The organism is Halobacillus litoralis (assembly GCF_009856445.1).
GTDB classification, from domain to species: domain Bacteria; phylum Bacillota; class Bacilli; order Bacillales; family Halobacillaceae; genus Halobacillus; species Halobacillus litoralis.
In genome coordinates this window covers 88294-114363 of sequence record NZ_WMFA01000001.1, presented here as the reverse complement: position 1 = coordinate 114363, position 26070 = coordinate 88294, and the positions used below count along the sequence as shown (strand labels likewise).

The 26070-nt window shown below is 44.3% G+C and carries 22 protein-coding genes and 2 tRNA genes; 8 read left to right on the top strand and 16 right to left on the bottom strand.

Annotation, left to right across the window (positions count from 1 at the left end; genetic code table 11):
• Positions 1-30 precede the first annotated feature (30 nt).
• Positions 31-1392 (top strand): FAD-dependent oxidoreductase, encoded by a 1362-nt coding sequence (locus tag GLW00_RS00570; RefSeq protein WP_160910536.1) that lies wholly within the window; start codon positions 31-33, stop codon positions 1390-1392.
• 263 nt (positions 1393-1655) lie between these two features.
• On the opposite strand, the gene ltaE is transcribed toward GLW00_RS00570, so the two are convergent.
• Positions 1656-2678 carry a low-specificity L-threonine aldolase gene (ltaE, locus tag GLW00_RS00565; protein WP_160910535.1) on the bottom strand — a complete coding sequence of 341 codons (1023 nt, stop codon included), beginning with the start codon at positions 2676-2678 and terminating at the stop codon, positions 1656-1658.
• A 183-nt stretch (positions 2679-2861) separates the two neighbouring features.
• On the opposite strand from ltaE, the gene GLW00_RS00560 reads away from it, so the two are divergent.
• Together GLW00_RS00560 and GLW00_RS00555 are read left to right on the top strand one after the other, a co-directional pair.
• On the top strand, positions 2862-4202 hold the full coding sequence (locus GLW00_RS00560) for an alanine/glycine:cation symporter family protein (RefSeq protein ID WP_160910534.1): 1341 nt from the start codon (positions 2862-2864) through the stop codon (positions 4200-4202).
• Between the two features lie 103 nt (positions 4203-4305).
• On the top strand, positions 4306-5013 hold the full coding sequence (locus GLW00_RS00555; protein WP_326315711.1) for a DUF2306 domain-containing protein: 708 nt from the start codon (positions 4306-4308) through the stop codon (positions 5011-5013).
• Between the two features lie 407 nt (positions 5014-5420).
• On the opposite strand, the gene GLW00_RS00550 is transcribed toward GLW00_RS00555, so the two are convergent.
• From GLW00_RS00550 to GLW00_RS00510, 9 genes are all read right to left on the bottom strand, one after another.
• Positions 5421-6647: a S1C family serine protease gene (locus GLW00_RS00550; protein WP_160910533.1), complete on the bottom strand. Its 1227-nt coding sequence runs from the start codon at positions 6645-6647 to the stop codon at positions 5421-5423.
• A gap of 77 nt (positions 6648-6724) precedes the next feature.
• Positions 6725-7519, bottom strand: coding sequence for an MBL fold metallo-hydrolase (locus GLW00_RS00545; RefSeq protein WP_160910532.1), 795 nt, complete (start codon positions 7517-7519; stop codon positions 6725-6727).
• A gap of 14 nt (positions 7520-7533) precedes the next feature.
• Complete coding sequence (gene yycI, locus GLW00_RS00540) at positions 7534-8448, bottom strand: two-component system regulatory protein YycI (protein ID WP_160910531.1); 915 nt, start codon at positions 8446-8448, stop codon at positions 7534-7536.
• A 14-nt stretch (positions 8449-8462) separates the two neighbouring features.
• Positions 8463-9836, bottom strand: coding sequence for a YycH family regulatory protein (locus GLW00_RS00535; protein ID WP_160910530.1), 1374 nt, complete (start codon positions 9834-9836; stop codon positions 8463-8465).
• The gene (gene walK, locus GLW00_RS00530) at positions 9833-11671 is read right to left on the bottom strand and encodes a cell wall metabolism sensor histidine kinase WalK (RefSeq protein ID WP_160910529.1); all 1839 of its coding nucleotides are present in this window, start codon (positions 11669-11671) and stop codon (positions 9833-9835) included. The genes GLW00_RS00535 and walK overlap by 4 nt, the downstream gene beginning before the upstream one ends.
• Positions 11672-11678: 7 nt before the next feature.
• Entirely contained in the window at positions 11679-12383 is a 705-nt protein-coding gene (gene yycF / locus GLW00_RS00525) for a response regulator YycF (protein ID WP_160910528.1), read from the bottom strand.
• Positions 12384-12654: 271 nt separating this feature from the next.
• Entirely contained in the window at positions 12655-13938 is a 1284-nt protein-coding gene (locus tag GLW00_RS20760) for a peptidoglycan DD-metalloendopeptidase family protein (protein WP_160910527.1), read from the bottom strand.
• A 724-nt stretch (positions 13939-14662) separates the two neighbouring features.
• Positions 14663-14735, bottom strand: a tRNA-Phe gene (locus tag GLW00_RS00515).
• 117 nt (positions 14736-14852) lie between these two features.
• Positions 14853-14929 (bottom strand) — tRNA-Asp (locus GLW00_RS00510).
• A gap of 125 nt (positions 14930-15054) precedes the next feature.
• On the opposite strand from GLW00_RS00510, the gene GLW00_RS00505 reads away from it, so the two are divergent.
• Positions 15055-15537, top strand: a complete 483-nt coding sequence (locus tag GLW00_RS00505; RefSeq protein ID WP_160910526.1) for a hypothetical protein — start codon at positions 15055-15057, stop codon at positions 15535-15537.
• 24 nt (positions 15538-15561) lie between these two features.
• On the opposite strand, the gene GLW00_RS00500 is transcribed toward GLW00_RS00505, so the two are convergent.
• Together GLW00_RS00500 and GLW00_RS00495 are read right to left on the bottom strand one after the other, a co-directional pair.
• A complete protein-coding gene (locus tag GLW00_RS00500) occupies positions 15562-16104 on the bottom strand; it encodes an LOG family protein (RefSeq protein ID WP_160910525.1) in 543 nt (180 codons plus the stop codon).
• A 118-nt stretch (positions 16105-16222) separates the two neighbouring features.
• Positions 16223-17512 carry an adenylosuccinate synthase gene (locus tag GLW00_RS00495; RefSeq protein ID WP_160910524.1) on the bottom strand — a complete coding sequence of 430 codons (1290 nt, stop codon included), beginning with the start codon at positions 17510-17512 and terminating at the stop codon, positions 16223-16225.
• A 363-nt stretch (positions 17513-17875) separates the two neighbouring features.
• Here GLW00_RS00495 and GLW00_RS00490 point away from each other — a divergent pair, with 363 nt between their 5' ends.
• On the top strand, positions 17876-18658 hold the full coding sequence (locus tag GLW00_RS00490) for a DeoR/GlpR family DNA-binding transcription regulator (RefSeq protein WP_160910523.1): 783 nt from the start codon (positions 17876-17878) through the stop codon (positions 18656-18658).
• The gene (locus GLW00_RS00485; RefSeq protein ID WP_160910522.1) at positions 18649-19506 is read left to right on the top strand and encodes a Cof-type HAD-IIB family hydrolase; all 858 of its coding nucleotides are present in this window, start codon (positions 18649-18651) and stop codon (positions 19504-19506) included. The genes GLW00_RS00490 and GLW00_RS00485 overlap by 10 nt, the downstream gene beginning before the upstream one ends.
• A gap of 125 nt (positions 19507-19631) precedes the next feature.
• On the opposite strand, the gene dnaB is transcribed toward GLW00_RS00485, so the two are convergent.
• From dnaB to GLW00_RS00465, 4 genes are all read right to left on the bottom strand, one after another.
• Positions 19632-20993 carry a replicative DNA helicase gene (gene dnaB, locus GLW00_RS00480; RefSeq protein ID WP_089650694.1) on the bottom strand — a complete coding sequence of 454 codons (1362 nt, stop codon included), beginning with the start codon at positions 20991-20993 and terminating at the stop codon, positions 19632-19634.
• 173 nt (positions 20994-21166) lie between these two features.
• A complete protein-coding gene (gene rplI, locus GLW00_RS00475) occupies positions 21167-21613 on the bottom strand; it encodes a 50S ribosomal protein L9 (RefSeq protein ID WP_160910521.1) in 447 nt (148 codons plus the stop codon).
• Positions 21610-23583: a DHH family phosphoesterase gene (locus tag GLW00_RS00470; RefSeq protein ID WP_160910520.1), complete on the bottom strand. Its 1974-nt coding sequence runs from the start codon at positions 23581-23583 to the stop codon at positions 21610-21612. The genes rplI and GLW00_RS00470 overlap by 4 nt, the downstream gene beginning before the upstream one ends.
• 33 nt (positions 23584-23616) lie before the next feature.
• Entirely contained in the window at positions 23617-24561 is a 945-nt protein-coding gene (locus GLW00_RS00465; RefSeq protein ID WP_160910519.1) for a YybS family protein, read from the bottom strand.
• Positions 24562-24724: 163 nt separating this feature from the next.
• Between GLW00_RS00465 and GLW00_RS00460 the strand changes: the two genes are divergently transcribed.
• Together GLW00_RS00460 and GLW00_RS00455 are read left to right on the top strand one after the other, a co-directional pair.
• Positions 24725-25540, top strand: coding sequence for a histidinol-phosphatase HisJ family protein (locus GLW00_RS00460; RefSeq protein WP_160910518.1), 816 nt, complete (start codon positions 24725-24727; stop codon positions 25538-25540).
• Positions 25541-25642: 102 nt separating this feature from the next.
• Positions 25643-26050 carry an NUDIX hydrolase gene (locus GLW00_RS00455; protein WP_160910517.1) on the top strand — a complete coding sequence of 136 codons (408 nt, stop codon included), beginning with the start codon at positions 25643-25645 and terminating at the stop codon, positions 26048-26050.
• The last annotated feature ends 20 nt before the right edge of the window (positions 26051-26070 follow it).

The window sequence follows — 26070 nt, the reverse complement described above, 5'->3', positions numbered from 1 at the left end:
ATTCACATGCATTTTCAAGGAGGATTTACCATGAAAATTGTTGTTATTGGAAGCACTCACGCAGGTACGGCTGCGGTTACAAATATGGCGAAACTATATCCTGAAGCAGACATTACGGTTTATGAACGAAATGACAATGTATCCTTTTTATCTTGCGGTTTAGCTTTATACGTCGGTGGTGTCGTCGATGATCCACAAGGGTTGTTTTACTCTTCACCAGAAGAGCTGCAAAAGCTTGGTGTAACGATGAGGATTCAGCATGACGTGGAACATATCGATACCGTCAGAAGAACAATGGAAGCTACAAACCTTGTTACAGGTGAAAAAGTTTACGACACGTACGATAAGCTCGTCATGACTACAGGGTCCTGGCCTGTCACACCTCCCATCGAAGGCATCAATCTAGATAACATCTTGCTTGCGAAAAACTATCACCAGGCAAACACCATCATCGAGCGTGCGAAAGACGCCCAGAAGGTTACCGTCGTCGGAGCCGGTTATATCGGTGTAGAACTTGTTGAAGCTTTTGAAAAAGCAGGAAAAGATGTGACCCTCATTGATGGTGCCGATCGAATTTTAAACAAATATTTAGATGAAGAGTTCACCACGATGGTCGAAGATGATTTCAACGCACGTGGCATTGAGCTCGCTATGAACGAAACGGTGCAGCGTTTTGACGGAACGAACGGGTCTGTATCCAGCGTCACAACAAACAACGGAACGTACGAGACAGACCTTGTTATCCTTTGCGTAGGCTTCCGTCCAAACACGGATCTTTTAAAAGGAAAAGTGGACATGCTCGATAACGGAGCGATTAGAGTCAATGAATATATGCAAACAAATGACCCTGATATTTTCGCTGCCGGCGACTGTTGTGCCGTTCCTTACAATCCTACAGGCGGACATATGTATATTCCACTTGCCACGAATGCTGTCCGTATGGGAACCTTAGTCGCCCGCAATTTATTTGAGCCAATAATGAAGCACGTCGGAACACAAGGCACATCCGGCCTACACATTTTCGATCTCAACATGGCTTCAACTGGACTTACGGAAACATCTGCTCAACTTTTAGACATTCATGTGAAAAGCATCACAATTGAGGAGACTCACCGTCCAGCATTTATGCCGTCAGCAGAAAAAGTGATGCTGAAAGTGACGATTAATCCGGATACCCGTCGTATTCTCGGCGCCCAAGTCATTTCCAAAGCAGACGTAACACAATCCATCAACACGATGAGCGTGTGCATCCAAACAGGGATGACGATCGATGAACTGGCATACACTGATTTCTTCTTCCAGCCACACTTTAATCAGCCGTGGAACTTCCTGAACAAAGCAGGTCTTGAAGCACAGTCCCAGAAGCCTGGACGACTGCCTGCACTTGTCTAATAAATGACCCCCATGGATGCTTCCATGGGGGTTTTACTATTTTCGCTTATCCAATTCTTTTCTATATCGTTTCATTCTTCTCAAATCCTTGCCTAGCTCATCCAGCGGAATGCCATCTACAAATGAATCCTTGTACAACATCTCAGCAAATTTTTCATCATTGACCGACGACCCTCGCCTGACCTGATTTGCTCTGATGTCCGCTATGAAAGCCACCTCCTAGGGTTGTTGCCTAACTATACCCTATTCATGAAAAGATACTCTTAGTACTGATATCGGGAAATGACCACATCAATCACCCGGTCGATGTCTTTAGCGCTTACATCATAATTCGTGACGAACCTAACTGTAGCTGGCCCGAAAGGAACGGCTGAAATACCGTCATCCTTTAGCTTATGTAAAAAGGATTGGGCGGTCTCCCCCAGTCCACCGACATGAACGAGCACGATATTCGTTTCCACTTTTTCAATCTCCAGGCCTTTCACATGCTGAAGTCCGTTCGCCAGCTGCCTCGCATGAGCATGATCCTCTGCTAAACGGTCGACCATCTCGGTCAGAGCCACATACGCAGGTGCAGCAACCATTCCGACTTGGCGCAATCCGCCGCCGAGACGCTTCCTCCATTTTCGCGCCTTTTGAATAAAATCATAGGAACCGGCAATGACTGATCCGACCGGTGCACCTAACCCTTTCGACAAACACACCTGTACCGTATCAGTTTGGTCCGCATACCGGCGTAATGAGATACCTGAGGCGACCGAAGCATTGAACAATCGCGCCCCATCAAGATGGACGGGAATTCCTTTTACTCTAGCCACTTCATAAATCGCACGCATATTCTCGAGTGGAACGACGACCCCACCTGCTTTGTTGTGCGTATTCTCGAGGCAGATCAAGCTTGTTTCCGGGAAATGAATGTCGTCCGGCCTAATTGCCGCTTTCACATCTTCAGGGTCCATAACCCCGCGCGTTCCTTGAATCGTCCGCGGCTGAACGCCGGCCAATGCCGACATCGAAGCCCCTTCATATAGAAAAAGATGGGCGTTTGCTTCCAAGAGCACTTCATCCCCAGGTCTGCAGTGAGTCAATACAGCAATCTGATTGCCCTGAGTTCCACTGGTCACAAGCAAAGCGGCCTCTTTACCGAGCATTTCCGCTGCCTTGTCTTCAAGTATTTTCACCGTTGGATCTTCTTCGTACACATCATCCCCAACCTCTGCTTCAAAAGCGGCCTGACGCATGGCCATCGTCGGCTTGGTTACGGTATCACTTCGCAAATCAATCATAACTACCCCTCCTTTTATCTATTGTACGTAACTTCCTCAGTTTTTGGAAAGCATTAGCGGTAGCGGTTGATACTTAAATATCTTTGTCGAATTCCTAACTAACATTTTCTCTTGTCCTAAAACGCTTGCAAGTGAGATACTCTTTTTCATAGTCATATGTTAAAGAAAGAAAGGATCTAGCTCATGGAACAACTAACCAACGTATTCATAGATATTAATAGCTTTTTATGGGGACCAGTCATGCTGATCTTCCTGCTCGGAACGGGTGTCTGGCTCACATTCCAGCTGCGCTTCATCCAGGTACGATTTCTTGGTCAAGGATTCAAGCAGACCTTCGCTCCCCTTTTCAAAAAAGAAAAAACTGAAGGCATCCACTCCTTCAAGGCGCTAGCGACTTCGATTTCTGCACAGGTCGGAACAGGGAATCTGGCTGGTGTCGCGACCGCCATCGCAGCCGGCGGGCCCGGGGCGATTTTCTGGATGTGGATCAGCTCCTTCTTCGGGATGGCCACGATTTTTGCAGAAGCCGTCCTCGCTCAGCTTTATAAAGTAAAAAAAGGAGATCAAGTCCACGGTGGACCCGCGTATTACATCCGGGACGGGCTTGGCAGCAAGTGGCTTGCGGGTTTCTTTGCCGTTGCTATCATCATCGCCCTTGGGTTTGTCGGTAATATGGTGCAGTCCAACGCAATCACTACTGCAATGAACGAAGCGATGGGATCAAGTTCCACAACGCTGAATCTTGGTCTTGGAATTGCCGTCGCCTTTTTCATCGGACTCATTTTATTCGGAGGCATTACCCGCATCTCTTCCTTCGCTGGAAATGTCGTACCGATCATGGCCTTGCTCTATATCATTGGAAGTCTCATGATTATGGTGAACTTCTGGGACCAGGTGCTTCCGACACTGCAGCTCATTGTCCAAGCCGCGATCAGCCCTGAGGCAGCCGGTGGAGGTGTTCTCGGTGCGACCATTAAAGAAGCGATTCGCTACGGCATTGCACGCGGGCTCTTTTCAAATGAAGCCGGCATGGGATCGACCCCTCATGCGCACGCGATTGCAAACGTGAAGCGCCCTTCCCATCAAGGACTCGTCGCCATGGTTGGCGTTTTCATCGATACCGTCATCATTTGTACCCTGACAGCGATGGTTATTTTGACTACAGATGCCCATCAAACAGATTTGCAGGGAAGTGCTATTACTCAGGAAGGATTTGCACGGGGACTTGGGGAATTCGGCATTCCATTCATCGCCATCTGTCTCTTATTCTTTGCGTTCACGACAATTCTCGGCTGGGCTTATTTTGGAGAAGTGAACGTGAAATTTTTGTTCGGTGAAAAAGGAGTCCCTTTCTACCGCGCTATTGTGTTGATGTTCATCGTGGCCGGTTCGCTTGTCCAAGTGGATTTTGTCTGGCAGATGGCTGACACATTCAATGCGCTTATGGTACTGCCGAACTTAATTGCAATCCTCGCTTTAACGAAAATCATCAAGAAAACATGGAAACAGGATCAACTTGATTAAAAAGACCGGCGTCAGCCGGTCTTTTTTTTGTAAATATCTAGTATAAGAGGAGGAGATAAGTTTCCGGAAAGCGTATATGTAGAAGGAGGTTAAGGAAGGAGCAATGGCTATGTTATTATTCTCAATCATACTTACTATTCATATCATCGCTGGATTCAGCGCGCTCACGATCTTTTGGATCCCTCTTGTAACAAAAAAAGGAGGAAATATTCACAGGAAAGTCGGCTGGTTTTATGTCACGGCGATGTACATGGTAGCAGCAACAGCTTTATATATGGGAATTTATCGTATCTTTTTCGATTATACCGCACCAGAGGCTCGAGCTTTTTCATTTTTCCTGCTTTTCATTGCCACATTAAGTGCGGCGACAGCATGGATGGGCATACGCGTCCTGCGCTTTAAACGTCGGACAGAAAAACACCGCAATCTGTACGATCTAGGAATTTCAAGTCTGCTGATCTTCATGTCAGTGATTACCATGGTGTTCGGGTGGATGTACGAATTTCCCTTGCTTCAATACTTCCCTATTTTAGGGATCATTCTTGGCGGAGGCCAATTGTATTACTGGCTAACCCCTCCCCAACATAAAATGCACTGGTATTTTGAGCATTACGGAAATTTAATCGGCTGTTCAATAGCCACTCTTACGGCCTTCACCGTATTCGGTGCTCCTCGTTTGTTGAATATATCAAACATAAACATCTGGTTGTGGTTCCTGCCCACTGCCCTTTTAACGCCACTCATTTACCTATTCAATTGGCATTACCGTAAAAAATTTAAGATTAAGAAAGTGAAAAAACAAAGTGCTTAAAACAATTCTCGATTATCGTTACCATTAGACAATTTTTGATGGGATTAAATAAAGGAAAAGCATAAGATTTAATGAGAAATCTCCGTTTACCTTTATACACATGTGGAAAATACAGACTAACGAAAATAGTTACCCACAATTGTCCACAGACTTATGCACAAACCTTGTAAATTTTCTGATATTCACAGCTTTCCCCTGAATATAAACAGGTTATCCACTGAAATTATCCACATATTCACAACGGAGGTTTCTATATGGTGGCGAACATATTTTCTACTACCATATATGACACTTATCCAGAATACTATTCACACCCTGTGGATAACATCAGAGCGAATTTCGTAGAATAATATCGAATTTTGACCGTGAAAAAGAGTACCCAATTATGGATACTCTTTTTATGTGAATTACTCTTGGGATCCAAGCTTCAAAGTGGTTGTCGCCTTCTCGCCATCTCTATAATACGTGATTTTCATCTCATCGCCAGGATCCTTTTCATTGTACAGATACTTACGTAAATCGATAATGTCACGTACAGGTTCTCCATCAAGAGCGGTGATGACATCCAATGGCTCAAGACCTGCTTTAGCAGCTGGAGACATTTGACGGATGCTGCGGATGTACAATCCACCGTCTACATCATCAGGAAGATTCAGCGTATTGTCCCATTCAGACGTCGGTACCTCATTCAGCCCATAGGCTTCAATTCCAATGTACGGACGGTTTACTTGGCCAAACTGTTCCAATTCATCAATGATTGGCTTTGCTGAATCAATAGGAATCGCAAAACCGATGCCTTCAACGGAAGACTGAGCAATCTTCATTGAGTTAATTCCAATCAATTGGCCATCAATGTTAATGAGTGCCCCACCACTGTTTCCAGGGTTTATGGCTGCATCTGTCTGAATAACTTCCGCCTGCCAGTCTTCCATTCCATCTCCATTAAAGTCTTGAGGGATTGCTCTTTCCTTACCACTAATAATTCCTTGAGTAACCGATCCTGCGAAACTGAGACCAAGTGGGTTTCCGATAGCGATTGCCGGTTCACCGACTTTCAAGTTTTCTGAAGTCCCCAGCTCAGCAACTTGTTCAACTTGATCAGCCGGCATTTTCAAAACAGCCAGATCGGTAAATAGATCTCCCCCGATTAATTGGGCTTTGACCCTTGTTTCATCGGAAAGGACGACTTCAATTTCACTCGCCCCTTCAATCACGTGATTATTCGTCACCACATAAGCCGTGCCGTCTTCTTTTTTATAAATCACGCCTGACCCTACCCCTGCCTGTTGTGCCGAATCGCCTTCCTGCTGCCAAAAGTCTTGACGTGTCTGTAAATTAACGACTCCTACGACGGAGGGAGTCACTTTATCAACCACATCAGTGATTTGGGTATTTACATCAAGCTTGACGTTCTTAGTCGTACCACCTGTCAGGCCCTGATTGTCTTCAACAAGTCCACTTTCATCCTCAGGAATCGTCATATCATAAGGAAGCAAGTCTGTCTGAACCAAAGCTGGCAAAGCCAATAAGACAAGAACGGCTCCTAAAATACCTCCGACAATTGTCGGCATTACCCACCGCCTGCGCTGCTGTTTCTGCTGACGGGTAGGGGAATGATCATCATAATAACCCACGTCTCTTTCACCTTACCTTTCTCACGCTCTCAGATTTCTAAGGTACTGTTTCCTTATTCTTTACAATTTAAAACCTTTTAAACCTCAAAGATTGGTGTGGCTTCCTGTGGGTCTGTATCATGTAATTCAATGTGGCTTCCCACTTTAATTCCACGCTCTTCCAAAACATTTTTTACAGACATATGGGCAAGATCTTTCATATTATTATCCAGACTCAAATGCGCAAGATAAATTCTTTTTGTCTGGTCTGTGATGATATCGGTGAGGGCCAGGGCACAATCTTCATTGGAAACGTGACCGGAGTCCCCTAATATCCGTCGTTTTATATTCCATGGGTAGCGCCCCATTCGAAGCATGCTCACATCATGGTTTGATTCAAAAATGTACGCGTCAGCACCTTCCACCGTCTTTTTTATCCGTTCGGAAACATAGCCGAGATCGGTGACAAGTGCAATTTTCTTTCCATCCTTATGGAACGTATAAAACATAGGGTCTGCCGCGTCATGCGAAACGGCAAAGGACTCTACATCCAGACCTCCGAATGTCTTCGTCTCCTCCATGGAAAAATGGAATTTCTGATCAATGGAAAGTTTGCCGATTTGCCCTTCCATCGCATTCCAGGTTTTTTCGTTAGCGTAGATAGGAAGGTTGTAGCGCCTGGCCATAATGCCTAGACCTTTAATGTGATCACTATGCTCATGAGTAACAAGGATTCGCGATAAGGATTGCGGATCGATATTGACTTGATCAAGCAACCCTTCCATTTTCTTACCACTCAAGCCAGCATCAACTAATATTCTCTCGTCTCCCGATTCAATGTAGAATGCGTTCCCCGTACTGCCCGAAGCAAGTACACTAAATCTCATGCTCATTCCATACACTCCATTTAATTGTTTTCTCTATTTTCATTGGCTGCCGTTTGCTCTGCTTCCGTACTTATTAAGCCATGCTCATCTTTGACATCTGAGATGAAGGATTCTTCATTGATATATTCGATGATTGTTCCGTCAAAAGTGTAGAGAAAGTGGTTGCGATCCCCATTGACCGTCACTTTCCATGTGGATGCGAACACTTGAGTCTCGTTTTCCTCACCAGCAGGTAAACTGTAACTCGTATGATAACCGATATCCATCGATGTAATTTCATCACCCGGCTCAATCAGCCCGTTATTCAAGAGGATACGAATGGCACTTAATGGTTCGATGGTAACTTCCGTTTCACCAGAAGCCCCTGAGTATCCCCCATTTTCAAAGGATAGCAGGGTTGCGACATATCCCGTGAGTTCACCATCTACGATATTCAACAACAAATATCCGTTATTATTAAAATAAATCGTTTTATTGTCTTTTGCCTGGAAAAAGAGAGCCGCACCCTCTTCTTCATTCCAGCCCCAGTAGGAATACCGGGAAGCAAATGGTACAACGTCCATGACCACGCCCTGGATTGTATCTTCCGTCACTTCGATGGGCTCATCAAAAGTGACTTGCAATACTTGATTGTCTTCTTTTAGCTCGATCTCCTTATCGCTCTCATCCATACCTTCAATCATACTCATCACGTCATCGGGAAGCGTATGCGTACTTTCCGATTCAATCGGAGTAGCTTCTGGCAATTCCTCCGGGATCGCATCATCCTTAATGGAAATGTCGTTCGCTTCCAGTTCGGTTTCAATGCTTTCAGCAACGGTGGAAATCTGCCCCACTTCATCCTCCGCTTGCTTCCCTAACAATTGCTGCAGCAGGAAAAGGTCGAGGATTAAGAAACTGATGATGAACAATGTTTTAATTTGCCCCCACTGCATGTTTTACCTCCTCGTCACGAAACCTCTTCATTTTGGGACCTTTCTTCCGGGTACACTTTCGTCCAACCACTGTTTGTCAACATATACCACTCAGGAATCAAACTGTACACCAACTCGCTCCTTTGTTCTTCAAGCGTGTACATAATCTCCAAGTCCCTGATTCTGGACGGTTCCAATTCCCCAGCTTGTCGAATATTTGATAGGACTTCCACTCCTGATAAAAGTTTCGTCTCGCTTTCGTTAATGCTGCTGTACTGAACAAGCGGGCGGTCATATTCCTGGATCTGCCCTTGTTGATAACTTAATTGAATGCTCGCCAAATTATAAGTATCGATATTCTCCAAAACAGGGCGGTCATTAAAGTAGAGACGGTAGCGGACTTCATCACGACCACTTAAGATCGTGTTCAGTCGATAGTCATCCGTCCACCCCAAATGACTATTGATATCCTCCATGCTTTGTACAAACAATTCATATTCCGTCAAGTTCTTCTGGTTTGCTGAGTTAGGGATCGTCAAGTCATATTCCATTCTCTTGTCATACTGTGTCAACCGCCGCTGGAATGTTTTAGTGATATTCTCTCCACTATTTGTCCGGGATTTGAAGACCCGTGTATTAGAAGGGAAAATATCATTTTGGATCGGTTTTACATTGACCGCTCCTGTCTGAAGTACATATTCCGATATACTCACAGGGTTTTTAGGTACGTAAATGTGTGAAGCATTCGTTCCATCCTCCGGGGCGATCTGGAGGACATCGGCCACCCGGGCCATCTCCACCAATTCATCTTTATTATCGATTTCCTGCATGGCCCGTTCTCCAGAAGCCGCACTGATATCGGCCTGAAGAGTGACTTCACTCCCTTCAGAGTCACTATTGACAAACCATAAATCGTAAGAAGCTGGAGAAACAGCACTCCCCTCCTGGGAATGCCGTAACAAAAATATCCGATTGAAGTTGGCCTGCAGCCCCTCCAGTGGAATACTCTCGTTCACTTGAAAGATATCACTGATTACCTGGATTGGCAGATGGGCAGGAAAAATGATTTCCACAATATCGCTATGGTTGTCGACATCTATCGTTCTAGGACTTGTGTCCAGATTAGATAGATTCCACTGCTGCATCTGTTTTTGGTAAAAAGCGGTGCGATCAATATTATCTTTGAATGAGAAATATGAATTTTGCTCATGAAAAACGACTTTATCAGGAGGAACCAGATTTGGAACCGCCCGCTCTGATCCTATTTCTTCTAATTTCGTATCTTCAATGAACACATCTTCTTCCAACGTTTCATTTACGGGCTGATACGTCCAAAGAGCTACCGTCAATACTAAGCTGAAGGCAATGAGGATCACCATAATGACGGACTTCATGGTTTCTTTTTTCATGACTGTCCCCTCCGCTTCTGATTCATGAGCGGCAGAGTAAAGTGGACAGTCGTGCCCTTACCTTCACGGCTTTCCGCCCATATTTTCCCATGATGAGCTTCAATCATTTCCCGGGCAATAGCAAGACCCAGTCCGGTTCCTCCCATTTCTCTCGCACGGGATTTATCGACACGATAAAAGCGGTCAAAGATTTTATCAACGGTGTCCGGAGGCATGCCGATCCCTTCATCGGTAATGCTTACCCGCAGCTGTTTCTTCGTAGAATGGGCATTAAACCGTATACTCCCACCTTCCGGGGAGTATTTGATGGCGTTAGAGATGATGTTATCCAGTACTTGAGTAATCTTATCCTTGTCCATCCATACATACATGTTCTTATTCGACAAGTTGCGAACAAGCTCTACTTTTTCATTTTTGTTCATTTCAAAACGATCAATGATATGGTCGAAGAAACTCACAAACTCCACACGCTCTTTCATCAGACTTGTTTCTTTATGATCCATCTTGGTCAATTGCAGAAGATCGTTCACCAAACGTATCATACGGTCCGTCTCATTTTGGGTCACATCAAGGAACCTTGGGGCGATATCCGGATCCTGCCAAGCCCCGTCGTTCAATGCCTCTATATAACTCCTCATCGTCGTCAACGGAGTACGTAGTTCGTGCGACACATTTGAAACAAACTCTCTTCTTTCTTTTTCCACACGTTGTTGTTCGGTCACATCACTGATGACGGTGATAAAACCATTCATGTCATGGTTTTCATCTTCAACCGCAGAAAAGTTTGCTTTAAGAAGCAGGTGGTTATCGTCACTGCTTAAATCAATGATCATGGACCCCGCTTCTTCCACTTCAGATATATCTTCAACCTGATCATTCAAGTCAAGAACATCCACAAGGGATTGACCCTGGACTTCCTCGAACGTCTGTCCAATTAATTTAGACGCCGGTGCATTCATTAGTGTAATCGCACCAAGACGGTCTGTCGCAATGACCCCGTCCGACATATTGGAGAGTACAGAGCTCAGCTTCCGGCGCTCCCCCTCTGTGGTCGCAGTAGCCAGCTTCAATTTATCATTCAGATCATTGAATGTATGGCCTAACTGTCCAATTTCGTCGTTTCCTTTGACATCGACCTTCTGCGAGAAGTCCCCTGTCGCCATGACTTGTGCCTGACGTTTCATTTCTGTCAGAGGTTTCGTGATGGTCCTCGCCACCAAAATCCCGAGCAAAGCCGTAACCGTAATAGCTAAGACCGTCCCTTTGGCGAAAATGCTGATGATTTCCCCAAGTTGGTCATAGATATCATTCATATAAACTTCATAATAAAGAGCCCCAACAATTTCATCTCCGGACTCGTCCGTAATTGGATTCGTTCCGCGGAACAGACGGTTGTTGGTTCCTTCCTCTCGCCACGGTTTTGGCTCAGTGGCCTCCCCAAACAGGAAGACCTTAGTAATGGCAGGGTCCGTAACTTTCTTACCAATAGGAGACTGGTCGCTCGTCGTTGTGGCTGCAAGTACCTTTTGGTTATTGTCAACAACCATCAACTTCCCAATATCTGTATTATCATCACTGAAGTCATTAATAAGACCTTGAAGGTCATAATTTAAAGGCAGCGAATCTTCTCCCCGCTCTGTATTAAAAGCATTTTGCAAGCTGTAGGTTAAAGAATTCAACTGCCCTTCCACTGAATTCGTAAAGTTGGTTTCCAACTGCTCTTCCAATCGATCGACAAAATAGACACCAATGACTTGAATGCCTAATAACAATAACAAAATGTATACGAGAATCAGCTTCAGCCTCACAGACTGAAAGAAGCCTACTTCTTTCATAAAGGCGTTACTCCTGTTCTGGGTTTCTCAAATAATACCCAACCCCGCGACGGGTAACAATCCACATTGGGTTACTAGGATTCTCTTCAATTTTTTCACGCAAACGTCTTACCGTTACGTCGACAGTACGAACGTCCCCATAATAATCATAACCCCAAACGGTTTCAAGCAAATGTTCACGAGTCATGACTTGACCGATATGGCGAGCAAGATAGTGAAGAAGTTCAAATTCACGATGAGTCAATTCAATATGATTTCCGTCACGAGTCACCGTGTACGCATCCGGGTGAATCGCAAGACGACCGATTTCAATATCCTTCGTCTGCTGCGCGCTGTCTTCAGGCTCCTGCTGTTGACGACGCAGGTTCGCCTTTACGCGGGCAATCAATTCACGGTTACTGAAAGGCTTGGTCACATAGTCATCTGCTCCCATTTCCAGTCCGAGTACTTTATCTATCTCTGCATCTTTTGCCGTCAACATAATGATCGGCATATTATGACGCTTCCTCACTTCGCGGCAGACTTCATTACCGTCTTTGTTCGGCAGCATAATATCAAGAAGAATCAATTCCGGTTCTTCTGCATCTGCTTTTGCAATCGCCTCATCCCCGTCATATGCACAAACAACTTCATAACCTTCTTTTTCTAAGTTAAATTTCAATATATCCGCAATGGGTTTTTCGTCATCGACCACTAAAATTTTCTGTGCCATATTGCGTCACATCCCTTTCCTCGACATCTTTTCTTTCTCTTATTTTAACTTATTTAATGAAAAATGTCTTATTTCACCATAAACCTCACTCGAAATCAGCCCTTTCACCTATACTTCTATCATGCCTATTTCTTAAACCTCTTACTAAATCTTACTCCAGCCCAACGTCAATAGTTTTGAAAATTAATGCATGGGGAATGAAAAAAGTCGTTCACTACACGGTCGGTTTTATATAGAAAAAACCGCTATGATTCAATCATAGCGGTTAGAGTCAGCGGGAGACGTGGGAAAGTGGGTTTTCAAGCGACCCTTCTTTGTGAATTTCAAAATGAAGGTGTACACCTGTAGAACGTCCCGTCGTTCCCATCACTCCGATTTTTTCACCTTTTTTAACGGACTGTCCTTTTTTAACGTCGATGGATGAGAGGTGAGCGTAAATCGTCTCATATCCATTCCCATGATCAATAACTACTTTATTTCCAAAGCTTTTTCGATATCCAGCTTCAATCACTTTTCCATAATCAGCAGCTTTAATCGTTTTATCGGACACCCCGGCAATGTCAATCCCTTTATGGTAGCGTCCCCAGCGCTCGCCTTGCTTACTGGTAATTTGACCACCAACAGCAGGCCAGGAAAAATCACCGGTACCTTTAGAGGGAACTCTCTTTGTCCCTTGAAGTACAATTTTCTTTACCGGTTCTTTGACGACTTCTTTTTCCACTACCTCTTCTTTTAATTCTTCCCCATTACGGTACGTTCGCTCAATCAATAGCTCTCTTTTGCCTTCTTCCCCTTCTTGCTTCACTTCAGATTCCCCTTTATAGAGTTCATCCGACTTTTTCATTTGAACTTTATGGGGAATCACTTCTTCCTTACGTTCCTTCTTTGTAAATACTACATCCACGAGCGGTTTCTTTGATTTAGCCATCATCCCAATAAACGATGTCGCTTCAGAATGATTACTCGGATAAATACGACCTTCTTCCACCCGGGACACAGCTTCATCGACTGTATGGACCTGAGAGAGCGCGACCTGATCTTCTTCCATTGTAACGGGAAGCGATAAACCGACATCCATAACCTTCGTTTCACCAATGTCCGGCAGTTCAGGCGTTCCATTTTCCAACTTGGCTAGTTCACCGTCACCGACATATTCCTCTTTCACCGATTCTATGACTTGTTCCGCTTTTTCTTCATTCGGAAGATGAGCAACGGGCTTTCCATCGATGTTAAGACGCACAATGTCTACGGCAAACGTTAATTCATTCTGAAGCGAATCCATGACTTTTGAAGATTCATCATTCACAGAAAACACTTTCTGTTCCTTGAATGAGACCTCTTCCATATAAGAAAGATCCAATCCTTTATGGTCTTTTTCCGCCTCTTCCATACGTTCTCGTAATTCCGCTTTGATCTCTGCTTGATCTTCTACCATACCCACATGTTGTTCATCTATATAAACGTGATAAACCGTCGGAAGTGAACTTTCAGCGTAGACCGTCCCTACGCCGACACTTACGACAGAGATTGCTGTGACAGCTAGTTTCTTCCACATGATATTGATCCTCCTGATGCTCCTGTCTAAACTTTCCCTAGATTAATCTATCACATGGAGGATTTATAAGAAATAGATATTTAAATATGTAAAAAAGGTATAATATTCTTACCAAAATTACGAAATAGTAGTCATTTTTTCATATTAAACTGTTCATTATAATAAGTTCCCTATATTCCAAATAAGCACCCTTTTCTTGAAGACTAAGTTTCGAGAGGTTTGTGTGATTCTAGGGGCTCCGGGAAAAGGTTCGTCTTGCTCCATCGTCCCCTAGGAGTCTCACCGTTTCCCTACGCCCCTTTAAGTGTCTCGAAACGACTTGAGAATTGGAATCTTATTTAAAAGTAAAGGGATGACACGCTCTGAACCAGGCTTTTCGTACTTTGGAGGTGTTTTAATTATCCACTTCAACTTCCCTTAACCATACAAGCTGATTTTTTAAGTAGGAGTTTCGAGAATCTTCTTTGATTAGTGGGCGGAGGGGGATGGCGAGACTCCTGCGGGAAAAAAGTGCTTGGTGAGACCCCACAGGACGCAGTCCGAGGAGGCTACCGCGCTCCCGCGGAAAGCGAGTTATTCCCCGCAGCCCCCATCCACTCAAAAAACATCTCGAAACTGAATCTCCCACAATCCTGCCAGATAGTTAAATAAGGAGTTATAAGAACTTGAATAATTTTTCATAAAAAAAAAGCTTACGGAATATTTCCGTAAGCTTTTTAAGGAGTGGCTCGGGACGGAATCGAACCGCCGACACACGGATTTTCAGTCCGTTGCTCTACCGACTGAGCTACCGAGCCATAATGAGTATGAAATTCAATTATGCTATCCCTTTATTCATTACCATTCGACGTTAAAACCTAATGAGGCTATCACATTACGTGTGTATTCGACTACCTCAAATGGTATAATGAAAATGGCGGTCCGGACGGGACTCGAACCCGCGACCTCCTGCGTGACAGGCAGGCATTCTAACCAACTGAACTACCGGACCAAACGGCTTGTTCACCGCAACGATAACTATCGTACCATACAGAGTAGACGTAAGCAATAGTAATTTTACTAGAAACATATATTTTCTCTCTGAATTCTGTTCACCAAAAAGAAAGGAGGGTTTGTTTGAAAAAGGTTTTTCGTTACATTATTCTCGTCCTTATCCTTTTATTTGTCTCCATTATTGGTTTTTTGAAGCTGAACCCACCGCTTACTCATGGGTCAATCGGTACAACAGAAGATAAGCAGACTGTCATTGTCGCACTTGGTAACAAGAGCTTACTTGGAAGCATTCAGATTACTGATGTTTCCATTAATAACAATCAAAAACCTACTAATATCAAGATGCAGATCAGTGATTCTGAAAAAGGCTTTATGATTACCGATACATACGCGCTTGTAGAAGATGCGTATGCCATCAATGAATATGAAACCATTCCTCTCGCCCCTGACACTTCGCCACTAGCCTCTAAAGCAATGGCTGCGTCACCTGATACCTCACCAACGACGATCTACGGTTTGAGCATTACCGAAGAGTCCTCGATTGAAAGTATTAAATTGACGTATCGCTTTTTTGGGCTGATTTTCTTTAAAACGATCCAAGTATAAAAGACGCGCCTGCAGGCACGTCTTTTATTTTTCCCGCTCCATTTCATTCAATAAAGAAGAAGGATTGTTGGAGTCAATAAAAAGTTCACGGTTATCTTCAGGTACAAATCCTGCTTTTATTGCGTGTTCAATGAGCTGAACGAGCGGAGCGTAGTATTCCGCAATGTTGTATAGGGCGAGCGGTTTTGAATGAAGGCCGATTTGAGCCCAGCTGACCGTTTCAAAAAGTTCTTCAAACGTCCCAAAACCTCCGGGGAGAGCGATGAATCCGTCAGCCAATTCGCTCATCTTGGCTTTTCTTTCATGCATAGTTCCTACTTCAATCATTTCTGTTAGGTTGGGGTGGACGATTTCCTTGTCAAAAAGGTGACTTGGCATAATGCCCGTCACTTTCCCCCCGCTATTCAGAACCTGATCAGCTAAGACACCCATTAAACCACTTTTAGCACCGCCATAGACCAGTTCAATGTCCTTAGCGGCCAGACTTTCTCCCAAAGCTTCCGTTTTCTTTATAAAAACCGGGTCATTCCCTACGCTGGACCCAGCGAAAACACAAATACGTTTCACGTGAAACACTCCTCGTCTTGTTCATCTATGTAAAGTTTACCCTAACAAACGCTTATCCGATTCTCATCCCTGCTGACTTTTCTAAAAAAAGCCCGGCTTTGTAAGCCAGGCTTTCCTATTATTCACTATATACACTACGAACAACGTTTGTCTGTGCACGGTCAGGTCCAACAGAGAAAATAGACAATGGGATTCCTGTCAGCTGAGATACACGCTCAATGTAATGACGTGCGTTCTCAGGAAGGTCACTCAGCGTTTTAGCGCCTGTGATGTCTTCCGTCCAGCCTGGCATTTCTTCGTAAACAGGCTCGCATTCGGCAAGGACTTTCAAACTTGCCGGGAACTCTTCCATGATTTCCCCTTTGTATTTGTATGCCGTACAGATTTTCAGTGTTTCGATTCCTGTCAGTACATCAATGGAATTCAAGGAAAGGTCTGTAATTCCACTTACTCGACGTGCATGACGGACAACCACACTATCAAACCAGCCCACACGGCGAGGACGTCCTGTCGTCGTACCATATTCGCGTCCTACTTCGCGGATTTGATCTCCGACTTCGTTCTCAAGCTCAGTCGGGAAAGGTCCATCTCCCACACGTGTTGTGTAAGCTTTCGAAACACCAACAACGTGTTTAATTTTCGAGGGTCCCACACCAGAACCGATCGTTACGCCACCTGCAATTGGGTTAGAAGAAGTAACAAATGGATACGTTCCCTGATCAATATCAAGCATAACTCCCTGGGCCCCTTCAAAAAGAACACGACGGCCATCGTCCAATTCATCATTCAATACGACAGACGTATCGCAAACATAGGAAGCAATCTTTTGCCCATATTCATAGTATTCATCGAGAATTTCTTCCACCGTAAATGGTTCTGTTTCATATACTTTTTCAAAAAGACGATTCTTCTCAGTAAGGTTCTGTTCGAGCTTCTCACGGAAGCTTTCTTTATCAAGTAAATCAGCAATACGGATTCCGGTACGAGCCGCCTTGTCCATATAAGCAGGACCAATTCCTTTTTTGGTCGTTCCGATTTTATTCGCACCCTTGTCTTCCTCTTGCAGCGTATCTAATTTCAAGTGATACGGCAGAATGACATGAGCACGGTTGCTGATGCGCAGATTATCTGTCGATACGCCTTTGTCATGTAAGTATTTTAATTCTTCAAGCAGCGCTTTCGGATCAATCACCATTCCGTTTCCAAGCACGCACGTTTTATCTTCAAAAAAGATCCCTGAAGGAATCAAGTGAAGCTTATATGTGACTCCATCAAATTTTATGGTATGACCCGCATTATTTCCGCCCTGATAACGAGCGACAACTTCGGCATTTTGTGATAAAAAATCAGTAATCTTGCCTTTTCCTTCGTCCCCCCACTGGGTTCCGACTACAACTACAGAAGACATAAGGCACCTCCGCCAAAAATTTGTTAAATATGTTATCCATCGTCAGTTTACCAATTCACACCTCGCAAGTCAACGCTAAAACCGAACATTAAATTATAATTGCATAATTATTGTTCGATTATAAACCATAACTTCATAACTCTCGATATAATCTGCTTTCTTGTCAGAGGATGTTCGGGGAGAGTTAAAGCGAATCCAACCTTTATGGGAAAGTTTCTTTGACAATGAATACCTTATTTTTATCATAAAAGCACAAGATTAACTAATATTTACATTAATACTTAAAATAACTTGTTTTTAATTGATTTCAATTAATATTTTACTTATAATCACTTATAAGAGCAACATTGGAAGGAGAATTCGATGTATCAGGAAGAACGTCTGATTGGAGTCCTACAATTTTTAAAAGAAAATCGTAGGATTTCCATTGATCAAATGTGTGAGATGTTTGATATATCCAGAGACACAGCAAGACGGGATTTAGTAAAGTTAGAGGAACGAAAAGCGATCGTTCGTACACGCGGGGGAGCCATTCTGCCACGCACACATACAACCATCCAGGATTATTCTCACCGATTAAAGACCGTATCCTTTGAAAAGCAGCAGATCGGTAGTAAGGCTGTATCTTTCATTCGGCCAGGAGACAAAATCATTCTAGATACATCCACGACCGTTCAGGCATGTGCGAATCAAATACGCCCGATGGACATCACAGTCATTACAAATTCGATTCACCAGGCAGAAATTTTATCGAACGTTGAAAGCGTGTCCATTCAGTTGCTTGGTGGTTTTCTCCAAAAGGAGCACCAATTCCTTTATGGAGCTTCCGTCATTGAACGTTTAAAAAGTTACCATGTGGATCAGGCGTTTATCGGAGTGGTAGGAATCTCTGATTCAGGACTCTCGATTGCCCACGAAGAAGATGGGATGGTCAAACGGAACATGATTAAGCAGGCAGAACAAGTCATCGTTCTTGCAGACCATACGAAATTTGGAGTGACCGAGTTCTTTACTTTCGCAGAACTTGAAGACGTAGATGTCATCATTACAGACCAGCTTCCTGATGAAGAATTTCAGCAAAGACTACAAGAGCATCATGTAGACCTGATTGTTACAGGTGAGGAGGGATCTGACTTATGGACATGATTGCCATTGACTTAGACGGGACACTGTTAAATTCCGAGAATAAAATCAGTCCAGATAATATTCAGGCGATACACCGTGCCAAGGAAGAGGGCGTAGAGGTGGTCATCGCAACAGGAAGGGCAGCATTCGATGTCCGAAACCTGTTCTCCAGCCTTGATCTTCAAACATGGGTGATTGCGGCCAATGGAGCGACCATTCATCGTCCCGATGGTACACTTTTTTCATCCATACCGATGGAGAAGGAAGACGTCACCGAAATTTTAGGGTGGCTGGAAGAAGAAGCGTTCTACTATGAAGCGATTGATGATGAAGCGATCTTAACCCCTCAAAATGGCAGAGAGCTTATGAGCATTGAGCTTGATCGGATTCGTAGTGCTAATCCAAAAGCGGATCTGACAAGCCTTGAAAAGGCAGCTGAAAAACAGTTTAGTCAGTCCGGTTTTTTACATGTAGATTCTTACAAAGAAATTGTAGATAGCAAAAGGAATGTGCACAACATTCTGGCCTTCTCCTTTGAAAAGGGAAAACTCCAAAAAGGATGGGATCGATTCATTGAGTATCCTGACCTGACCCTTGTAAGTTCTGCTAACCATAACTTCGAACTGGAACACAGGCTTGCTTCCAAAGGAAATGCCGTCATGAAATTGGCAGAAGAACTGAACCGATCGATAAAAAGGACAGCGGTCATTGGAGACAGCTTGAATGATTTATCTATGATCAATGTGGCAGGATATAGCGCCGCAATGGGCAACGCGAAGGATGAAGTGAAAGAGGCCTGCCACTTCAATACGAAAACGAATGACGAAAATGGTGTCGCCCATGCCATTGACTATTTCTTAACCCTATAGGATCATCCATTTCTCAGCGTGACTTTTCGGGAGGCGTGATGAGGGAGATGATATAGATGGCTTCTTTGAGAAGCTGCTCATAAAAAAAGACGCCCGAGACTTCAAGTCTCGGGCGTCTTCCTTCTTTAAGCGGGCGGTACATCGGCATCGGAATACCGGTGGTCCAAGTCGACGAACTTGTTGTATTCTTTCACAAAGGCGAGTGAGACCGTCCCCACTGGACCGTTACGTTGTTTGGCAAGGATGATTTCAATAATGTTCTGGTTTTCGGATTCCTGATCGTAATAATCATCACGATAAAGGAACCCAACAATATCGGCATCCTGCTCAATGGAACCAGATTCACGCAAGTCCGACATCATCGGTCGTTTATCCTGTCTTGATTCAACTCCACGGGAGAGCTGGGACAAAGCAATCAAAGGAACATTAAGTTCACGAGCCAACCCTTTTAAGGAACGGGAAATTTCTGATACTTCCTGCTGTCGGTTTTCCTTGGAGTTGGCGCTACCCTGGATCAACTGTAAGTAGTCGATCAAAATCATGCCAAGTCCATGTTCCTGTTTGAGGCGACGGCACTTGGAACGGATTTCACTGACCCGGATCCCTGGTGTATCGTCAATATAAATCCCGGCATTCGATAAACTCCCCATCGCCATCGTCAGTTTGTTCCAATCCTCTGTTTCCATCTGTCCTGTACGGAGACGCTGGGCATCAATGTTTCCTTCCGCACAAATCATACGGGAAACGAGCTGATCGGCCCCCATCTCCAAACTGAAGATCGCAACATTCTCATCGGTATGGACCGCTACGTTCTGAGCAATATTCAGAGCAAACGCGGTCTTACCCATGGACGGACGGGCGGCAATGATAATCAAATCATTCCGTTGGAAACCAGAGGTGATATGATCAAGGTCACGGTACCCTGTCGGAATTCCAGTCGTACTTCCATCATTGTGGTGCAACTGCTCAATGTTGTCATAAACGTCAATCAGTACATCTTTAATGCTTTTAAAAGCACTGGAATTTTTCCTTTGGGAAACCTCGAGAATGTCTTTTTCTGCAGCATTTAATACATCCTCTAAGTCCTCTTCTTCTGAATAGCCCGTTGTTACGATATTCGTAGCCGTACGGATCAAACTTCTAAGGGTCGATTTTTCACTCACAATGCTCGTGTAGTACTGGATATTCGCAGCTGTCGGGACGGAGTTTGCAATATCCGTCAAATAAGAAACCCCTCCGACCTCCTCCAGCACCTGGTTGTTAGAAAGAGCTGCCGTTACGGTTACGAGATCGATGGGCTCCCCTTTATCTGAAAGAGAAAGCATCACTTCGAATATTCGCTGGTGACTCGCCCGATAGAAATCTTCAGGAAGAAGATACTCAGCCGCTGTCGACATCGCTTCAGGTTCTAAAAAGACCGCCCCGAGTACCGCCTGTTCTGCTTCTATATTATGGGGCGGGGTACGATCGTTCCACATTTCACTCACTGTTGTTCCTCCTCTGAATCTAAAGCACGGATGGCCCGTCCGTTACAAACAACCAAGTGTTGTACGGTTATTTTATACATCCTTCCTTCTCGTTATGAAAAAGAGGGATGGGAGCCAGAAATACAAAACAGAAGCGCCCAATAAAATGGATTGGGCGCTTGATCGTTCAGGACTTACTTTTCCTCGACATGGACTTTGATCGTGCCTGTTACTTCTGGATGAAGTTTTACAGGGACGTTCGTATAGCCCAATGTCCGGATCGGATCATCAAGCTCGATTTTACGTTTATCGATTTTAATATTGTGGGATTTCTTCAGTTGCTCAGCAATTTGTTTGCTAGTAATGGAACCAAATAGGCGTCCATTATCTCCGGATTTCGCCACAAGCTTCACTTCGAGGTCCGCCAGCGTCTCTTTTAACCGCTTCGCTTCTTCGACTTCTTCCTGTGCTTGCTGCTCGACTTTGGCATCTTTGGCTTTTTGCGCCTGGACATTCCCCTTCGTCGCTTCTACCGCCAAATTGTTCTTCAGAAGGTAGTTGCGTGCATATCCATCGTTCACTTCTTTAATTTCGCCTTTTTTGCCTTTTCCTTTAACATCCGCTTTGAAAATTACTTTCATTCTGTGTCTCCCCCTTCAAAATACTCATCAATAATATCTTGCAACAATGCTTTTGCATCTTCAATCGTTGTATCTTCAAGCTGCGTAGCTGCGTTGGTCAAATGCCCGCCGCCGTTCATCTTTTCCATAATGACCTGAACATTAATATCTCCGAGAGAACGGGCACTGATGCCGATCCGTCCATCCTTCCGTTCCGATATGACAAAGGAAGAAACGATGCCGCTCATGGTCAGTAAAGTATCTGCTGCCTGTGCAATGATGACAGGCCCGTAAGTTTCTCCACGGTCCCCGGTGGAGATCGCAATTCCATCTCTGTAAACAGAAGCCCGTTCAATCAGCTTACTTCTACGAATATAGACATCCAAGTCTTCTTTCATAAACTTCTGGACTTGTACGGTATCCGCACCTTTTGACCTCAAATACGAAGCAGCATCGAACGTACGTGAGCCTGTACGAAGCGTGAAGCTCTTCGTATCGACGATGATACCTGCGAGCAGGGCAGTAGATTCGAGCATCGACAATTTCAGTTTTTTCGGCTGGTATTCAAGCAGCTCGGTGACAAGCTCTGCCGTTGATGAAGCGTATGGTTCCATATAAACAAGGGTAGGATCGGCAATGAATTCCTCTGCACGTCTGTGGTGATCGATCACGACGACATGCTCCGTTTTGGATAGAAGCTTCTCCTCGATGACCATGGATGGCTTGTGCGTATCCACAACGACAAGCAATGTCTCATTCGTTACCATCTCTAAAGCATCCTCAGGCGGAATGAAATAATGCCAGAGCTCTTCGTCTTTCTCGATTTCCTCGACCATGCGTTGAACGCCGGTGTCGATATCATCCGGATCGAGGACAATCGCGGCTTTCTTGTCGTTCGCCTGGGCAATTTTCAAAATACCGATCGATGCGCCGACAGAATCCATATCCGGAGATTTGTGTCCCATGATCAGAACCTTTTCACTTGCCTGTACGAGTTCTTTCATAGCGTGGGAAATGACCCGCGCGCGCACCCGTGTCCGTTTTTCCATCGGATTCGTTTTTCCGCCATAGAAACGGACTTTTCCTGAATCATCTTTGATGGCCACCTGGTCCCCACCTCGGCCCAGGGCAAGATCAAGACTTGATTGAGCCAGTTCTCCCAGTTCGGGAAGGCTGACCGGGCCGACACCAATACCGAAACTTAACGTTAACGGAACGTTCTGATCTGTAATCAATTCACGTACATCATCGAGAATTTCAAACTTCGCTTTTTCCAAAGTGTACAGGATTTTCTGATTCATGACCGCTATGAAACGCTCTTGCGACGTTCGCTTCAAGTAAATGCCATAGTCTCCAGCCCACTTATTCAAAATTGAAGTCACCTGTGAGTTGATATGGCTTTTGGCCGTATCATCCATCCCCTGGGTGATTTCTTCATAATTATCAAGAAAAATAATAGAAAGAACCGTCTGCTCATTTTCATAACGGTTGTGGATCTCCGTCTGTTGCGTCCGGTCGAACAAGTAAAGCAGACGTTCGTCCCTTTTGATAATTGTCTGGAATTTATAACCGGCAATGGTGATCCAAACTTCATCTTCCTCATCTTTCACACAGGGAATCAGGTGATCGGAAAGTCGTTTTAACGATTCTCCAACAATGGTATCCTCGTTTGTGAACTTGTTCATGTAAGGGTTTGCCCACTCAATCATATAATTTTCACTATAAAGAACAATTCCGATGGGCATTTCCAACAAGGCTTCTTCGCCGACTTTTTTCACCCTGTAGGATAAAGTCGATATATATTCTTCTGTCTCATTGATCATGTTCTGTTCAGTACGGACACTGTAAAAAATGGACGCAGCTAAAAACAGCGTCATCATCAGTCCAAGCATCCATTGATAGTACCAGATGAAGCCAAGCAGAATGAGAGAGATCAAGTATATGATCCACAAGTGTCCGCTCATCGTTGGTTTTTTAAAAAAATTCGGCATTGCATTCAGCTCCTACCATCTTCTTGAGAGCGATCATTCTTTCTTTTCTTCCACACGTTCCCTCATTGGAAATCCTATATCAATTATACCGATTATTCTCACAAGGTACATGACGATTTGCGGAAGAAGTATAGAAAATACAACCACAAGAATCGGTATAGCTTTTGACCACTTTTTCTTCCATGCGTAGAAAAAGACGAAGGAGAATCCCTGAAGGACAATCAGTGCTCCCGTCAGTATGAATACATTCACGGCAGCTAAATAAATCAAATCATTTCCATCCATCGTGACATAATTCAAGATCATCGCAACAAAGTAATACCATAAGATGGATGTCGGCAGCTTGAAATTCTTGAAATCTGTGAATCCCATGGACTGATTTTCAATGCGGTTGATCAACTTATATGTCGTCCATTGGCTGACAAAAGCCATCATCACACCACTCATCGCCAATATACTTGGGACAATATCCGGGATGAACTCAATCAATTGCCCGATTTCAGCCAAATCCGTCTCAACCTCTTCTCCATCGAGAAGTCCCGAGAAAATCCTTTCGAAAGTACCGTATCCCTGGCTCATCCCACTTTTCAGTTCTTCCATTAAATTGACGCCAAGGAAGAGCTGTGTGACTAGGAGAATTCCGAGAAGACCGATGACAAACCCCACAGAGCCAATGGCAAGAGCTTCATAGGGTGAACGTTTGTGGTGCAAAGCGATTCCCAGGAAAAGCCCGCCAATTCCGGCAAGTAAGGTGAAAACGGTAAATACGGGAGCAAATAACAGTGTGAAAAGGGTCGCGGCCACAAACATAAGGCCCCCCGCTTTTCCACCATGACGGTAACTATAATAAATAAATGGAACAGGCAGGATCAATAATAGTAATGGTCCTATAACCGGCACAAAAATGATTACCAATAACAATAGCAGATATAGGCCGGTCATTAAAGCCCCTTCCGTCAACCTCTTTGTGTCATTCATGATTGATAAAGCACCTCTATTTCTATCGCGCTTGTCTTAACCTCCCTATTTTAACATATCACCCCCTCACACTTCTCGTATCAATTGCTTCCATCCGCTTCTTCTTGGTGATTTTTTCTAATGTTTGTTATGATGAATAAAATTCGATAGAGGAGGGACGCACATGCGCACCGATTACCACGTCCATATGGCGGAAACCGGAAACCTTGATGTCGACTATCTACGAACCTACATAACAAAAGCAAAAGAAGAAGGAATCGAAGAATTAGGCATATCTGAACATGCGTATTTCTTTCAGGAAACACGCGACATTCTTTCTAATCCATGGGTGGAGAACCGTCGTACGCTGGACTTTGGAACCTACCAAAAGATGTTTGATGAAGCATACAAAGCAGAACTTCCAATCAAAATGGGCATTGAAATGGATTACATGCCAGGAAAAGAAAAAGAAATGGAAGCCTTTATATCGTCCCATCCTTTCGATTATGTGATCGGTTCGGTCCACTGGATTGATGAATGGGGCATCGACCTTGCGATTTACCGGGATGAGTACGAAAAACGGGATATGAAAGACGTGTACCAGCAATACTTTGACCGTGTCGTCACCCTCGCTGAGTCCGGACTTTTTGATTTTGTCGGTCATATCGATGTCATCAAAGTTTTCGGATACCGCCCGGATGACGAGGATTTTTTGCAAGAACAATACAAACGCGCAGCAAAAGCTCTCGCAAAAACAGATACCTGCATAGAAATCAGTACAGCAGGCTTGCGGAAGCCCGTTGGAGAACTCTACCCCGATCCGACGCTTCTGCAAATATGCAAAAATGAGGGTGTTGGAATCGTTCTCTGCTCAGATGCCCACAAACCGGACCATATCGGATACCGTTATGAGGAAGCCATTGATCTGGCAAAATCAGTCGGATACAAAGAAGTGCATACCTTCTCCAACCGAAAACGCCAGGTGCACCCCATTGGGTGATCTCCGTTTTGAAAAACGATTCGGCCTCGAAGAAAAAGAGGATCACAAAACAAACAGGCGACTTGCCGTCCGAGGTATGATTTTGAACGAAGGAAAATCCTAATGGTGAAGTCCAATCTTGGAGACTACAAGCTGCCGGGGGGTGGCGTCGATGATGGAGAGAGAGACGAAGAAGCCCTCATAAGAGAAATCCAAGAAGAAACTGGTTTCAAAAACTGCCAGGTGAAGCAATATGTCGGTGCGGTTGTGGAGAGCCACTGGGACGTGTATGAGCCAGAAGCTGTTTTCGAAATGACCTCCCATTATTACATTTGTGAATGGCCGGGGGAAAAGGGCGAACAAAACCTGGACTCCTACGAAGAAGACCAAGGATTTACACCCGTGTGGATTCGCACGGAGGAAGCCATTGCCCACAACGAAAAAGTAATGGATTACACGAAGAGAAATTTATGGATTCAGCGGGAGAATTACGTCTTGAATCAATTACTGAAGTCCACACAATTTTTTTAATAAAGGTTAACGTAAAAAGC